A 15,044-nucleotide genomic window follows, 5' to 3' on the forward strand; every position below is an offset into this window, starting at 1 on the left:
GGCGAGCGCCTGAGCCGGGCCGCCGGTTACCAGGCCGTCGACCGGCGGGGCCGGGCCGGCGGTTGCCCGCCCGCACCGGCGCCCGCGCTCAGCGCTCGCCGACCAGGTAGCGCTGCAGGGTCGGCCCGAGCCAGCCGATCAGCTCGGCGTCCGGCAGCGCGACCACCGGCGGCAACCGGAGCACGTAGCGGCACAGCACCGCGCCGAGCGCCTGGGTGGCGACCAGCCCGGCCCGCTCCGGCGCCCCGGCCGGGTCCCCGGTCAGCGCGGCGACCACCGGCAGCAGCTGGGCGGCGAAGATCTCCCGGGTGCGCTCGGCGACCGCGTCGTCGGTGACCGCGCCGCGCAGCATGATCGCCAGCGCGTCGTCGCTCCCCCAGCGCAGCAGCAGGTGCTCGGCGAGCACCCGCCCGACCTCGGCCCGGGGCACCGACGTCAGGTCGGGCAGCCGCAGGTCGAACTCGGCGGCCGCGGTGAACAGCTCGCGCTTGCTGCCGAAGTAGCGGATCACCATCGACGGATCGACCCCCGCGTCACCGGCGATCGCGCGGACCGTGGCGCGGTCGTAGCCCTCGTCGGCGAAGCGACGGCGGGCGGCGGCGAGGATCGCGTCGCGGGCCGGCCGGGAGCGGTCGGTGAAGGCCATGCGGCCATCGTATGCCAACGGGCGTTGGCAACTGCATCGACAACGCCTACAGTCGTTGGCAAACATTTGTTGACAGAAGGGAACCCGCCATGAGCACCCTCGACATCCCCGCACCGGAGACCGACGTGGTCGTCGTCGGGGCCGGGCCGACCGGTCTGCTGCTCGCCGGGGACCTCGCCGAGGCCGGCGTCCGGGTCGCCGTGCTGGAGCGCCGCACCGAGCCGTCCGGGCTCACCAGGGCGTTCGCCGTGCACGCCCGCACCCTCGAACAGCTCGACGCCCGCGGGCTCGCCGACCGGCTCGTCGCCCTCGGCACCCGGCTCGACGAGTTCCGGCTGTTCGGGCGGGCCACGGTCGATCTCACCGGACTGCCCAGCCGGTTCCCGTTCCTGCTGGTCGTGCCGCAGTACCGGGTGGAGCTGCTGCTCCGGGAGCGGGCGCTCGCCGCGGGCGCCCGGCTGCACCACGGGATCCGGGTCGAGCACCTGGTCCAGCACGGGGACGGGGTCACCGTCAGCTGGACCCGCTCCGGCACGGTCCCGGGCACCGCCGGCGCGACGGGCCCGACCGGCCCGACCGGCGCGACCCGGGCCCGCTACCTGGTCGGCGCCGACGGTCACCACAGCACCGTGCGCACCGCCCTCGGCCTCGGCTTCCCGGGTCGCGCGGTCGCCCGCTCGCTGGTGCTCGCCGACGTCCGGATGGACGATCCGCCACCGGACGTGCTCACCGCCGACGGCAACGCCGATGGGTTCTGCTTCGTCGTCCCCTACGGCGACGGCTGGTACCGGGTGATCGCCCGCGACCGCCGCGTCGAGCGCCCGGACGACGAGCCGGTCACCCTCGACGAGGTCGCCGGCATCTCCCGCGCGGTGTTCGGCACCGACCGGGGTATGCGCGATCCGCGCTGGATGTCGCGGTTCCACAGCGACGAGCGCCAGGTCGAGCGGTACCGGGTGGGCAGGGTGTTCCTCGCCGGGGACGCCGCGCACGTGCACTCCCCCGCGGGCGGCCAGGGCATGAACACCGGCCTGCAGGACGCCGCGAACCTCGGCTGGAAGCTGGCGGCCGTGCTGAACGGGACCGCACCGGACGCGCTGCTCGACAGCTACCACGACGAGCGGCACCCGGTCGGCCGGACGGTGCTGCGGACCAGCGGCGGACTGATCCGGGCGGCGATGCTGCGGCCGCGGATCGCCAGGGCGTTGCGCAACCGGATCGTGGCCGCGCTGCTCGCGCTCCCCGGCCCGGGGCGGCGGATCCGCGGGCAGCTCACCGGGACCGGAATCGCCTACCGGCGCCCGCGCGGCGCGCACCGGCTGGTCGGCACCCGAGCCGCCGACGTCACCGGGACGGACGGCACCCGGCTCCACGAGGCGCTGCGCGGCGGGCATCCGGTGCTCGTCGCACCACCCGGGGCAGCCGTCACCCCGGAGCGCGCGGCCCGGCTGCGCGCACCCGGACCGGGCGTCCGCACCCTCACCGTCCCCGGCGTCGTCCCGCACCTGGTCCGCCCGGACGGCTACATCGGCTGGGCCGGCCCCGATCCCGCCGTTGCTCTGCTCACCGTCCCGCCCGGCGACGGCGAGCGGTACACCGGTGCTGCCCGGCCATGATCGGGCTACTCCGGTGTTCCCCTCACCGGGCGAGGCAGGTGACGGTGCCCGGATCGACCTCGGTGAAGCCGGCGTCGCGGACGGCGACCAGCTCCGGGGCGCCGCCGGCCAGGTCGGCGAGCAGGCGGTCCCACTCGCCGGGGGCGGGGGTGCGCACGGCGCAGCGGGGCACGTCGGCCGGCTCGGCCACCGGCCAGCCGCGGACCGCGCCGAGGATCATGGTGGCGTGCCCGACCTGGGCCGCGGCCTTCCCGACGGTCATCGTCACGTGCGGGTTCAGCAGCACCAGCGGGGCGCCGTCCGGGGCCGGGCCGGGCTCGTCGGGCTCCAGCTCGGTGCCACCGATCTGCAGCCGGGACACCACCTTCGGCACGTCGTCCACCGATCCGGGCAGCAGCGCCCGCGCCTCGGCGCCGTCGATGCCGACCGTCACCCCGGGCAGCTCCTGCACGGCGCGCCAGTGCGCGCCGCGGGCCCGCCGGGCGATCTTGCGGATCCGCCCGTCCACCCACGGCAGCACCGCGTCGTGCCACTCGCCGCCCTCCTGGGACCGCGGGTCCAGGCAGACCGCGAGCGCGGCCGTCGCGGCTGCCTCCAGCAGCGGCGTCCGGCCGGGCAGCGGATCGCGCTCGATCCGCAGCACCACCGGCATCGCGCGGACGATCCCGTCCGCCTCCGGCGGGATCTCCCGGCGCCGGGCACCGGTGCCGTAGTGGTCGGCCAGCAGGCCGAGCACGCCGCTCACGCGATCGGGACCCGCCGGAGCACGCCCTCGGCGGCGTCCGCGGCCTCCACCTCGTTGCGGGTGATGCCCAGCACGAACAGCACGACGTCGAGGTAGGGCACCGACACCGAGGTGTCGGCGATGTCGCGCAGCGCCTGCTTGGCGTTGAACGCGATCCCCAGGCCGGCGGTGGACAGCATGTCGATGTCGTTGGCGCCGTCGCCGACCGCGATCGTCTGCTCGACCGGGATCTCGTGCGCCTCGGCGAACCGGCGCAGCGCCACCGCCTTCCCGGGCCGGTCGACGATCTCGCCGCTCACCCGGCCGGTGAGCCTGCCGTCGACGATCTCCAGCTCGTTCGCGGCGACGAAGTCCAGCTTCAGCTCGTCCGCGAGACCGGCGATGACCTGGGTGAACCCGCCGGACACGACGCCGCAGCGGTAGCCGAGCCGCTTCAGCGTGCGGATCGTCGTCCGGGCGCCGGGGGTCAGCTCGATCTCGGCGGCGACCTCGTCGACCACCGAGGCGGGCAGCCCCTCCAGCACGGCGACCCGCCGGGTCAGCGACTCGGTGAAGTCCAGCTGCCCGGCCATCGCCTCCTCGGTGACCCGCCGGACCTGCGCCTCGACGTCCGCGCCGGCCCGGGCCGCCAGCATCTCGATGACCTCGCCCTGGATCAGGGTGGAGTCGACGTCGAACACGATCAGCCGCTTGCTGCGCCGGGCCAGCCCGGCCCGGGACACCGCGACGTCGACGCCGGCCTGCCGGGCCACCCCGACCAGCCGCTTGCGCAGCGTCCCGGGCGGGTAGGCGTCGGGGTCGCCGTCGGGCACCGGGGAGACCAGCAGCTCCAGCCCGGTCACCGGGTAGTCGGCGACCCGGCGGATCGCGTCGATGTTGGCGCCGACCGCGGCGAGCTCGGCGGCGATCGCGCCGAACGCGCGGGCCGTGATCGGCCGGCCGAGCACCGTGACCACGTGCGTCGACGGCGGGCGGGCGGTCACGTCGCCGTCACGCTGGATCTCGATGTGCACCGACATCGCGATCGAGTCCATCGCCTCGCCGACCGACTCCAGCAGGTCCTCCGGGTCGCCCTCGGGCACGACCAGCGCGCCGAGGGTGAGCCTGCCGTTCACCACGACCTGCTCCAGGTCGAGCAGCTCGACCCCGGCCGCGGTGAGCGCCGCGAACAGGACCGAGCTGACACCCGGCCGGTCCGGCCCGGTCACCGTGACGAGCACGGTGGGCCGGAGCGGACCGGAGGCGGCGGTTCCGCCCGTCACCTCAGTTGGACTTGGGGTCGTCGTCCGGCCAGGACTCCTTGCCGACCTCCTTGGCCAGCACCTCCGTCGGGTGCGCCCGGTTGCCGACGTGCGCCTCGGCACGCGCCTTCTCGACCAGGTGCGGGTAGTGCAGGTCGAACGCCGGACGCTCGGAGCGGATCCGGGGCAGCTCGGTGAAGTTGTGCCGCGGCGGCGGCGAGGACGTCGCCCACTCCAGCGAGTTGCCGAAGCCCCACGGGTCGTCGACGTCGCAGATCCGGCCGAACCGGTAGCTCTTGAACACGTTGTAGACGAACGGCAGCGTCGAGGCGCCCAGGATGAACGCGCCGATCGAGGAGATCGTGTTCAACGTGGTGAAGCCGTCCGAGGGCAGGTAGTCCGCGTACCGGCGCGGCATGCCCTCGTTGCCCAGCCAGTGCTGGACCAGGAAGGTCAGGTGGAACCCGAGGAACGTCAGCCAGAAGTGGATCTTGCCGAGCGTCTCGTCGAGGAACCGGCCGGTCATCTTCGGGAACCAGAAGTAGATGCCGCCGAAGGTCGCGAAGACGATCGTGCCGTAGAGCACGTAGTGGAAGTGCGCCACCACGAAGTAGCTGTCCGAGACGTGGAAGTCCACTGGCGGCATCGCGAGCAGGATGCCGGTCAGGCCGCCGAACAGGAACGTCACCAGGAAGCCGACCGAGAACAGCATCGGCGTCTCGTAGGTGATCTTGCCCTTCCACAGGGTGCCGATCCAGTTCACGAACTTCACGCCGGTCGGGATGGCGATCAGGAAGGTCGTGAAGGAGAAGAACGCCAGCATCACGGCGCCGGTGGCGTACATGTGGTGTGCCCACACCGCGACCGACAGCGCCGCGATCGCGATGGTCGCGAAGACCAGGCCCTTGTAGCCGAAGATCGGCTTGCGGGAGAACACCGGGAAGATCTCGGAGACGATGCCGAAGAAGGGCAGCGCGACGATGTAGACCTCGGGATGGCCGAAGAACCAGAACAGGTGCTGCCAGAGCACCACGCCGCCGTTCTCCGGGTTGAACACGTTCGCCCCGAGATGCCGGTCGGCGGCCAGGCCCAGCAGCGCCGCGGTCAGGATCGGGAAGGCGATCAGGATCAGGATCGCCGTGATGAAGATGTTCCAGGTGAAGATCGGCATCCGGAACATCGTCATGCCGGGCGCGCGCATGCAGACGATCGTGGTGATGAAGTTGACGCCACCGAGGATCGTGCCCAGGCCGGACACCACCAGGCCCATGATCCACAGGTCACCGCCGGGGCCCGGCGAGCGGACCGCGTCGGACAGCGGGGTGTAGGCGAACCAGCCGAAGTCGGCGGCGCCGCCCGGGGTCAGGAAGCCGGAGACGACGATCAGGCCGCCGAACAGGAACAGCCAGTAGGAGAACGAGTTCAGCCGCGGGAACGCCACGTCCGGCGCGCCGATCTGCAGCGGCACGATGTAGTTCGCGAAGCCGAACACGATCGGCGTCGCGAACAGCAGCAGCATGATCGTGCCGTGCATGGTGAACAGCTGGTTGTACTGCTCGGTCGAGAGGAACTGCAGCTCCGGACGCGCGAGCTCGGCGCGGATCAGCAGCGCCATCACGCCGCCGACGGCGAAGAAGCCGAACGACGTGACCATGTAGAGGATCGCGATGTCCTTGGGGTCGGTCGTCCTCAGCATCCTGAGGAACGTGGACCCCTTGCCCTCTCGCCGCGCCGGATACTGGCGCGTCGAGATCGGCTTCGGCTCGACGGCTGTCACCTGGTCCTCCTGCACTTGCCTGACCTGAGCACGTCCTCGCGGACGGGAGGACTCTACTTCCCGACCGGCGGACGACGCCCGACCGGGCCCGGAGATCCACAGCGGCTGGCACTGGGGAGCTCCGGACGGGCCGCACGGCGCGCGCCGATTGTGCTCTACGGAGGGTAGAACGAACACCCCCCGGGCGCACCGCCGGGTCCGATTTCACCCCGTTCGTGCCCGCGACCACGCCGGCCGTGCACCGGATCGCACCCCGGCGCCCCGGTCCGCACCCGCCGCGACCGGTGTGACCCGCTGCAACGGGGTCCGGACCGGGGGCGGCCGAGGGGCCTGCGCACCGGCTTCCTACCGTGTCGGGGTGGTCGTGACGTCTCCGAACGCCGGGCGCACCGGCACCCGCCGCGAGCCCGGCTGGGACGCGCTGCGGATCGGGCTGGTGCTGCTCGTCGTCACCTACCACGCCACCCACCTGGGACCGGTGCTGCATCCGGAGCTGATCGACCGCCGGTTCTCCTTCGACCACCAGGTCGGCGCCAGCCTGCTGCTGGTCGTCTCCGCCTACTTCGCCTGCGCCACCCTCGGCAGGCACTCCCCCGGCCGGTACTGGTGGGCCCGGGTGGCCCGGCTGCTGCCGGCGTTCCTGGTCGTGGTGCCGGTGGCGTGGCTGACGCTGCGCTTCCTCGGCCCGGACGGCTGGGCGGAGCCGCCGGCCCGCGAGATCGTCACCAACTGGCTGATGCTCGGGCACTGGGACGACGCCCGCTTCCCCTGGCTGGACCCGGCCTACTGGACGCTGCCGCTGCAGCTGATGGCCTTCACCGCGGCGGCCGTGCTGAGCACCACCCGCTGGGGCGCCGGCCGCCGGTTCCGGATGCTGCTGTGGGCGCTGGTGCTGGTGCCGCTGCTGCTGTGGCCGCTGCGGGCAGCGCCGGGCGGGCTGCCGGACCCGCCGCGGTGGTACGAGATCGTCGTCGACGGGCTCGGTTTCCACCGGCTGCACCTGTTCGTCGCGGGCATCGCGATCTGGCTGTGGTCCACCCGCCGGACGGGTCCGGCGCACGCCGTTGCTCTGCTCACCGTGTGCGGCGTGGCCCAGTTCCTGCACGGATTCGCGCCCGGCCCGGACGGCGTGCTGCGGGTGGACCCGGTCGCCGTCGCCGGGGTGTGCGCGGGCATCGCGGTGCTCGCGCTGGTGTCCCGGCTGCCGAACCCGGGATCGCGGACGCCGGCGCCGGTCGCGCTCGCGCTGCGCCGGCTGGCCGGCATCTCCTACGGCGTCTACCTGGTGCACCAGACGATCGGCTACGTGCTGATGCGGCGGCTGCAGGACGTCGGCGTGGGGCCGACGCTGCAGTCGGCGGCGATGCTGGGCACCGCGCTGGTGCTGGGCTGGCTGCTCACCCGGCTCGTCGAGCGGCCGGCGCACGGCGCCCTGATGGACGCCTGGGACCGGTTCGTCCCGCGCCGCGACGCCGCCCGCTCAGTCGCCGCGTAGCGGCTCGAACACCTCGGTCCAGATCTCCGGTGCGGACGCCGGGTTCGGCGGGGACGCGACGATGTAGAACTCGGTGCCGAGCCCCATCGCGAAGACCGGATCGGGCATCGTCAGCATGAAGTGGTCCGGGCCCATCTGGCTGGCGTGCGCGCGCATCGAGGCCCGCTTGGTCTCGGCGTACTCGACGGCCTCGACCCGGTGCGTGATCTCGGACTCCGGCTTGCCGAACGACGGGTCGTCGGTGAACTCGGGCAGCTCGAAGTCCGCGCCGCGCTCCTTCTGCAGGCCCCGCATGCCGCGCAGCAGCCAGTCCCGGTTCGTGGTGTTCTGCGCGACGACCGGCACCCCGGCCAGCTCGCCGGCGCGGGCGCCCACCCGGTGCACCTGGATGTGGTCCGGGTGCCCGTAGCCGCCGTTGTCGTCGTAGGTGGTGAGGACGTCGGCCTCCTCCTCCTCGAGGATCAGCGCGAGCCGCCGGGCGGCGTGCTCCACCGACGCCTGCCAGAAGCAAAACGGCGCGTCGTTCGACGGTTCGCCCATCATCCCGGAGTCGACGTAGCCGAGGAACTCGACGCGCGACACGCCCAGCACCCGGGCCGACTCGTGGCACTCGGCGGAGCGCCGCACCGGGAGCTGCTCGCCGTCGGCGAGCACCCCCGGGACCGGCTCGCCGAGCTCGCCGCGGGTCGCGAAGACGAGCACCACCCGGTGCCCGAGCGCGACCGCCTTGGCGAGCGTGCCCGCGGTGCCGATCGACTCGTCGTCGGGATGGGCATGGAAGCTGACCAGTGTCCCCACGTGGCGCGAGCCTACGCAGCCCGCGATCAGGTCAGGACGCGGGTCAGCGCGGCACCGACCTCGCCCAGCCGGGCGACCGGCACGCACAGGCCACCGCCGCGGGCGGCGAGTGCACCGGCGGCGCGGCGTGCGTCGGCGTCCGGGCCGCCGGGGGCGGGCAGCAGCACGTGCAGCCGGTCGATCCCGGCGAGCGCACCGAGCGGGTCGTCGCCCGCGGTGTGCAGGCAGTCCGAGAGCAGCACGACGGTCCGCTCCTCGGCGACCGCGCCGGCCAGCTGCCCGGACGCGGCGCGCAGCGCGGCGGCCAGGTCGGTGGTGCCGTGCCCGCGCAGCGCGACGAGCTCGGCGACCAGGTCCTGCGCCGGGCGCGGCACGCCGTGGGTGGCCAGGGTCTGCACCCCGGAGCCGAAGGCGAGCACCCCCGGGTCCTGCGCGGAGCCGCCGGCGCCGCCGTTCGTGCAGGCCAGCACCACCCCGGCGGCGGCGACCGCGGCGAGCGCGACCGCCTCCCCCTGCATCGAGCCGGACACGTCCACGACCAGGCAGATCGCCCGTCGGTGCGCGGTCCAGTCCCGGGTGACGAGGTCCTCCGGGCGCGGCGGGCCCGCGCCCGGGTGCCAGCCGTCCAGGGTGCGGTCGAGATCGAGATCGCCGTGCCCGCCGCGGCGCGGGCCGAGCCTCCGGGTGCCGCGCGAGCGGGCCGGGCCGACCCGGCCGAGCCGCAGGAACACCCGTCCGGCGATCCGCCGGGCCCTGGCCCGCAGCTCCGCGTCGGTGGCGACGGCGAGATCGGCGAGCAGCGCGGCTGCCGTCTCCGGGTCGCGGGCCAGCGCGTCGTCGAACGCGCCCTCGTCGAGCTCGCCGAGGCCGGGCGAGACCTCGGCGAAACCCTCGTGCCGCGACGCCAGCTGGTCGCGGCCCAGGGTGCGCGGCCCGCGTGGCGGGCGGGGGCTGCGGCCCGGCTGCTGCGGACCGGCGGACGGGGTGCCCGGCGCGCCGTCAGCGGGCGCCGGGCCGTCGGCTTTTCCCTGATCACCGTCCGTCTCCTCCGCCGGATCGGGCTGTTCCGGCGGGGCGTCGGATTCCGGCGGCCAGACGTCGTCGAGGATCTCGTCGAGCACCGACTCCGGGGTGCGCTCGACGCCGTCGGCGATCCGGATCCGGCCGGACAGCGCGGCGTGCAGGGCGTCCCGTGCGGTGTCCCGGGCGGGCGGTGACTCGCCGCGCAGCTCGGCCAGCCCGGTCAGGACGTGCGCGAGGTCGATGGCGCCGCGGACCGACGAGCCCATCCGGACGTCGGCGTGCCCGCGGGTGCGCCGGGTCAGGGTCACCGCGAGCGCGACGGCCGGGGCGGGCCGGCCGGTGACCGCGGACGTGATCAGCCGCTCGGCGTCCTCGGGCTGGTAGCCGAGCACCACCCGGCACATCCGGTCGGCGATCGCCTGGCTCACCCGGGCGGTGCCGACGGCGTCGAACGGGTTCATCGCCGCGATCAGCCGGAAGCCGGGACCGGCGGTGACGGTGCCGAACCGCGGGACGCTGATCTCACCCTCGGTGAGCACCGTGATCAGCACGTTCAGCGTCTCCTCGGGGACCCGGTTCATTTCCTCGAGGTAGAGCAGGCCGTCCTCGCGCAGCGCGGTGAGCAGCGGGCCGTCGACGAACGCCGCCGGGGTGTAGCCCTCGGTGAGCACCTGGGCCGGGTCGAAGGTGCCGACCAGCCGGGCCGGGGTCAGCTCGGCGTTGCCCTCGACGAACACCATCCGCCGCCCGGAGCCGCGGGCGATCGCGTGCAGCAGGGTCGACTTGCCGGTGCCCGGCGGGCCCTCCAGCACCACGTGCCGGCCGGTGTCCAGAGCGACCGTGAGCACCTCGCGCTCGCGGTCCAGCCCGACCACGGGCACCGGGGTCCGCGTCCCGTTGCGGGCCGCGCCCGCCGACAGATCCTGCCCTGACAACGCCGTCACCGGGCCAGCTCATCACATCCGGGCGCTCGAACGGAACGGTCTACGAAGCGTTGACGCCACACGTCACATGTGTAGCATCACAGCCTCCCGAACCGGCACAGGAGCCACCACACCATGGCCGACGTCGTCCGTGCTGACCAGCCCTTCCCGTCGTTCAACGCAGCCGCCCACCTGACCGCCGCCCGGGTGGCGGCCGGGGACGGCGACCGCACCGCCGTCCGTTTCCCGGGCGGATCACTGACCTACGCCGAGCTCACCGACCGGGTCCGCGGACTGGCCGGCGCGCTGCGCGCGGCCGGTGTCCGGCCCGAGCAGCGGGTGCTGCTGGTGATGCCCGACGACGTGGAGCTCTATCTCGCGATCCTGGCCACCATGTGGTGCGGCGCGGTCGCCGTCCCGTCGTCGACGATGCTGACCGGCCGGGAGCTCGGCGTCCTGGTCCGGGACTCGCGGGCGACCACGGTGATCGGTGGCGCCGCGTTCGCCGGTGCGCTCGCCGAGGCCGTCGACGGCGCACCCGACGTGGAACGGGTGGTGCTCACCGGCCGGGACCGCCTCCCGACCGGGACCGCGGCCGAGTCCCTGACCTGGGACGAGCTGGTCGCCGCCGGCGGGCCGATGGCGCAGCCGCACCCGACCTGGACGGAGTCGCAGGCGCTGTGGCTCTACACCTCGGGCACCACCGGCAAGCCCAAGGGCGCCATGCACCGGCACGCCGACATCCGCTCGGTGTGCGAGACCTACGGCGCGCAGGTGCTCGGCATCCGGCCGGGCGACGTCTGCCTGTCCGTCGCGAAGCTGTTCTTCGCCTACGGCATCGGCAACTCGATGTTCTTCCCGCTGTCGGTCGGCGCCTGCGCGGTGCTGGAGCCGTCCCGGCCGGATCCGGAGCGGTACTCCCGGCTGGCCGCCGAGCACTCGGCGACGCTGTTCTTCGCCGTCCCCAGCTTCTGGGGCCCGCTGATCGCCGCCGGGCTGCCGCGGGAGCGGTTCGCGACGGTGCGCCTGGGCGTCTCGGCGGGCGAGGCGCTGCCGGTGCGGATGTTCCGCGGCGTCGGCGAGCGGTACGGCTTCGAGGTGCTCGACGGCATCGGGTCCACCGAGGCGCTGCACATCTTCATCTCCAACCGGCCCGGCGAGGTGGTGCCGGGCAGCTCCGGGTTCCCGGTGCCCGGCTACGAGATCGAGCTGCGCAGGCCGGACGGCAGCGTGATCGACGGCCCCGGCGAGCAGGGCATGCTCTACGTGGCGGGCGACTCGGTGTGCACCGGCTACTGGTGCCGTACCGAGGTGAACCGGCAGGTGTTCCAGGGCCGCTGGATGCGCACCGGCGACCAGTACGTGCGCGGCGAGGACGGCTCGTGGACCTGCCTGGGCCGGGCCGACGACGTGCTCAAGGTGGGCGGCATCTGGGTCTCCCCCGGCGAGGTGGAGGCCCGGCTGCTGGAGCATCCCGGACTGGCCGAGGCGGTCGTCGTCGGGGTGCCGGACTCCGACGGCCTGGACAAGCCGGTCGCCTTCGTGGTGCCGCGCGATCCCGCGGCCGCCCCGTCGGCGGACGAGCTGGTGGCGTTCTGCCGGGAGGGCCTGGCGGCGTTCAAGCGGCCGCGGATGGTCGTCGCGGTGGACGAGCTGCCGAAGACCCCGACCGGCAAGATCCAGCGGTTCCGGCTGCGCGAGCAGGCGTCCGGGCTGGCCGCGCAGCCGGAGCCGGTGGTCTGAGGAGACCCGGATCGGCGGGCCGGGTGTCGCTATTCGCGACGCACCCTTGGCGGGACCCGATCGAGCGGGTTCACTCGGGACGGCACCGGATGTGCAGCCGACGGCGAGGAGGCCGGAGTGGACGTGTGGGAGTGGATCCCGGAGACCCCGGCGAGCTGGGACGACCGCAAGGCGGCCGTGCTGGCGGCACTGTCCCCGGCCCTGTTCGGGCTGGGCACCCCGGCCGTGGGGGACGCGCTCGGTGACGAGTGGTGGCGGGTGCAGGACGCGGCCGGTGACACCGTCGCCTACGGGCGGCTGGACGAGTCCTGGGGCGACGCCGAGATCCTGGTGCTGGTCCGGCCGGACGCGCAGCGCAGCGGGGTCGGCTCGTTCGTGCTGTCCCGGCTGGAGCACGAGGCGGCCCGGCGCGGCCTGAACTACATCTACAACGTGGTGCCCGACGGCCACCCGGATCCCGAGCCGGTCACCGGGTGGCTCGCCGCGCACGGCTTCGTCCGCAACGACGTCGGCGAGCTCCGCAAGCAGCTGCCGCTCACCGCGGCGTCGGCCGCGCGCTGACCACCCGGCAGCGTCAGCCGGCGTTGTCCGCAGCGACTCCGGCGATCGCGCGGGCGGCGTCGCACCCCGCACCGGTCGTCACGACGACGACGCCGGGATCCAGGTCGACCACGACCGAGCAGCCGACCCCGCCGAGCTCGAGCTGCACCCCGGTACGTCCGGCGACGTCGACGTCCACCGCCGCCCGCCCGCCCGGCCCGCCGCCCGGACCGTCCTGACCGCCCGGCCCGTCCTGACCGCGGAGCACCTCGACCATCCTCCGGTAGTCGCCCGGCTCGGGCGCGCCGACCAGGACGACGGGCACCACGGCGCCCGGTCCCGGCACCCCGGACGACGACCCCGGCCCGGACGTGGCCGGATCCCACCTGCAGCCGATCCCGGGCGACTGGACGGGCCGGCCCGGGCCGGTCAGGCCGAGCCCGGCGAGCTCCGGCTCCGGGACCAGGGAGCAGGCGTCCGCCGGGAAGTCGCGGGCCGTGGCGCCGGGGAGCACGGCCGCGGCGCCGCAGCCGGCGAGGACGGCGAGCGCCGCGAGCACGGCCGGCAGCGGGAGCAGGTCGGGGACGGATCGGTGTCGTCGGTGTCGGTTGCGCACGGGTGGCACCGTCACAGCCGCCGGCCGTCGCCATGGCGGATCGCCGGGGCACGGTCACGATGGCGAACACGCGAACACTCCACACTCTTTCGTCGCGGCGTCACTGTCCTGTAGTCTTTGGGTTGCCGCGACGACGCGAGGAGGCGCCCGTCCCATGACCGATGCCGGCCCCACCACCGAGGCGAACGCCCCGGCCGACAGCCCCTCGATCGACTTCGACCGGGATCCGTCGCACTACCGGCACTGGCAGCTGGAGATCGACGCCGAGGACCCGGCGGTCGCCTGGGTGAGGCTCGACGTCGACGAGGCCGGCGGCCTCGTCCCCGGCTACGAGCTGAAGATGAACTCCTACGATCTCGGCGTCGACATCGAGCTCTACGACATCACCCAGCGGCTGCGGTTCACCCATCCGCAGGTCAGGGCGGCCGTGCTGACCAGCGCCAAGGACCGCAACTTCTGCGCCGGCGCGAACATCCGGATGCTCGCCGGCTCGTCGCACCCGTGGAAGGTGAACTTCTGCAAGTTCACCAACGAGACCCGCAACGGCATCGAGGACGCGACCGAGCACTCCGGCCAGACCTGGATCGCCGCGGTCAACGGCACCGCGGCCGGCGGCGGCTACGAGATGGCGCTGGCCTGCGAGAACATCCTGCTGATCGACGACAACTCGTCCACCGTCGCGCTGCCCGAGGTCCCGCTGCTGGGCGTGCTGCCCGGCACCGGCGGGCTCACCCGGGTCACCGACAAGCGCAAGGTCCGCAAGGACCGGGCGGACGTGTTCGCGACGAAGTCCGAGGGCTTCGGCGGGCGGCAGGCCGTCGAGTGGAAGCTGGTCGACGAGGTCGTCCCCAAGCGGAAGTGGGACGAGACGGTCCGCGAGCGGGCCGTCGCCGCGGCCCGGGCGTCCACCCGGCTGCCCGCGGAGCAGGGGATCGAGCTGCCGCCGCTGCAGCGCACCGAGACCGCCGACGGGATCGAGTACCCCCACGTCCGGGCCCGCTTCGACCGCGACCGCGGTCTGGTGGAGATCACCGTGGACGGGCCGGACGGCGGCGTACCGTCGTCGATCGAGCGGGTGCGCGAGCTGGGCGCCGAGTTCTGGCCGCTGGCGATGACCCGCCAGCTCGACGACCTGATCCTGCGGCTGCGGTCCAACGAGCCGGAGCTGGGCACCTGGGTGATCCGGACCCGCGGCGACATCGAGGACGCGCTGGCGTTCGAGAAGGTCATCGAGGAGCACTCCGGATCGGACTGGCTGGTCTCGGAGATCCGGCACTACTTCAAGCGCACCCTCAAGCGGCTCGACGTCACCTCCCGGTCGCTGATCGCGCTGATCGAGCCCGGCTCCTGCTTCGGCGGCGCGCTGCTGGAGCTGGCGCTGGCCTGCGACCGGCAGTACATGCTCGACGGGACACTCGACCCGGACAGCGACGAGCAGCAGGACGAGGCCCAGATCATGCTGACGGCGTCGAACTTCGGGACCTTCCCGATGGGCAACGGCGTGACCCGGCTGGGCTCCCGGTTCCACGGCGACGACGACCACGTCGCCAAGCTGCGCCAGGAGACCGGCCGCCGGATCGACGCCCGGGAGGCGCTCGACCTGGGCCTGGTCACCGACGCACCGGACGACATCGACTGGGACGACGAGGTCCGGATCATGCTCGAGGAGCGGGCGTCGCTGTCCCCGGACGCGCTGACCGGGATGGAGGCCAATCACCGGTTCGTCGGGCCGGAGACGATGGAGAGCCGCATCTTCGGCCGGCTCACCGCCTGGCAGAACTGGATCTTCGTGCGCCCCAACGCCTCCGGCGAGGAGGGCGCGCTGCGCAAGTACGGGACGGGCCGCAGGGCCGACTTCGACCGCAAGCGGGTGTGAGCACA

General features: G+C 73.9%; 12 protein-coding genes. 5 read left to right on the forward strand and 7 right to left on the reverse strand.

Features of this window, described 5'->3' with window-relative positions; genetic code table 11:
• Positions 1-88: 88 nt before the first annotated feature.
• A complete protein-coding gene (locus tag ACVJO7_RS00620) occupies positions 89-646 on the reverse strand; it encodes a TetR/AcrR family transcriptional regulator (protein WP_491671256.1) in 558 nt (185 codons plus the stop codon).
• Positions 647-735: 89 nt separating this feature from the next.
• Between ACVJO7_RS00620 and ACVJO7_RS00625 the strand changes: the two genes are divergently transcribed.
• Positions 736-2,262, forward strand: a complete 1,527-nt coding sequence (locus ACVJO7_RS00625; RefSeq protein WP_491671257.1) for an FAD-dependent oxidoreductase — start codon at positions 736-738, stop codon at positions 2,260-2,262.
• A gap of 22 nt (positions 2,263-2,284) precedes the next feature.
• Here ACVJO7_RS00625 and ACVJO7_RS00630 read toward each other — a convergent pair whose 3' ends face one another.
• From ACVJO7_RS00630 to ctaD, 3 genes are read right to left on the reverse strand one after another with little or no spacing between them, the layout of a single operon-like run.
• On the reverse strand, positions 2,285-2,998 hold the full coding sequence (locus tag ACVJO7_RS00630; protein WP_491671561.1) for a peptidyl-tRNA hydrolase: 714 nt from the start codon (positions 2,996-2,998) through the stop codon (positions 2,285-2,287).
• A gap of 5 nt (positions 2,999-3,003) precedes the next feature.
• A complete protein-coding gene (serB, locus tag ACVJO7_RS00635; protein ID WP_344022818.1) occupies positions 3,004-4,227 on the reverse strand; it encodes a phosphoserine phosphatase SerB in 1,224 nt (407 codons plus the stop codon).
• Positions 4,228-4,270: 43 nt separating this feature from the next.
• The gene (ctaD, locus tag ACVJO7_RS00640; protein ID WP_344022714.1) at positions 4,271-6,025 is read right to left on the reverse strand and encodes an aa3-type cytochrome oxidase subunit I; all 1,755 of its coding nucleotides are present in this window, start codon (positions 6,023-6,025) and stop codon (positions 4,271-4,273) included.
• Between the two features lie 358 nt (positions 6,026-6,383).
• Here ctaD and ACVJO7_RS00645 point away from each other — a divergent pair, with 358 nt between their 5' ends.
• A complete protein-coding gene (locus ACVJO7_RS00645) occupies positions 6,384-7,520 on the forward strand; it encodes an acyltransferase family protein (protein WP_491671258.1) in 1,137 nt (378 codons plus the stop codon).
• Here ACVJO7_RS00645 and ACVJO7_RS00650 read toward each other — a convergent pair.
• Both ACVJO7_RS00650 and ACVJO7_RS00655 read right to left on the reverse strand, forming a co-directional pair.
• Positions 7,506-8,318: a PIG-L family deacetylase gene (locus tag ACVJO7_RS00650; protein WP_491671259.1), complete on the reverse strand. Its 813-nt coding sequence runs from the start codon at positions 8,316-8,318 to the stop codon at positions 7,506-7,508. The two genes, ACVJO7_RS00645 and ACVJO7_RS00650, sit on opposite strands and share 15 nt — an antisense overlap.
• A gap of 26 nt (positions 8,319-8,344) precedes the next feature.
• The gene (locus tag ACVJO7_RS00655; RefSeq protein WP_491671260.1) at positions 8,345-10,285 is read right to left on the reverse strand and encodes an AAA family ATPase; all 1,941 of its coding nucleotides are present in this window, start codon (positions 10,283-10,285) and stop codon (positions 8,345-8,347) included.
• A gap of 114 nt (positions 10,286-10,399) precedes the next feature.
• Here ACVJO7_RS00655 and ACVJO7_RS00660 point away from each other — a divergent pair, with 114 nt between their 5' ends.
• Positions 10,400-12,007 carry a benzoate-CoA ligase family protein gene (locus ACVJO7_RS00660; protein WP_491671261.1) on the forward strand — a complete coding sequence of 536 codons (1,608 nt, stop codon included), beginning with the start codon at positions 10,400-10,402 and terminating at the stop codon, positions 12,005-12,007.
• Between the two features lie 117 nt (positions 12,008-12,124).
• Complete coding sequence (locus ACVJO7_RS00665; protein ID WP_491671262.1) at positions 12,125-12,568, forward strand: GNAT family N-acetyltransferase; 444 nt, start codon at positions 12,125-12,127, stop codon at positions 12,566-12,568.
• Positions 12,569-12,581: 13 nt separating this feature from the next.
• On the opposite strand, the gene ACVJO7_RS00670 is transcribed toward ACVJO7_RS00665, so the two are convergent.
• The gene (locus ACVJO7_RS00670; RefSeq protein ID WP_491671263.1) at positions 12,582-13,163 is read right to left on the reverse strand and encodes a DUF3558 family protein; all 582 of its coding nucleotides are present in this window, start codon (positions 13,161-13,163) and stop codon (positions 12,582-12,584) included.
• A gap of 154 nt (positions 13,164-13,317) precedes the next feature.
• On the opposite strand from ACVJO7_RS00670, the gene boxC reads away from it, so the two are divergent.
• On the forward strand, positions 13,318-15,039 hold the full coding sequence (gene boxC / locus ACVJO7_RS00675) for a 2,3-epoxybenzoyl-CoA dihydrolase (RefSeq protein WP_491671264.1): 1,722 nt from the start codon (positions 13,318-13,320) through the stop codon (positions 15,037-15,039).
• Positions 15,040-15,044 lie beyond the last annotated feature (5 nt).

This window comes from Pseudonocardia sp. DxW, assembly GCF_058448985.1.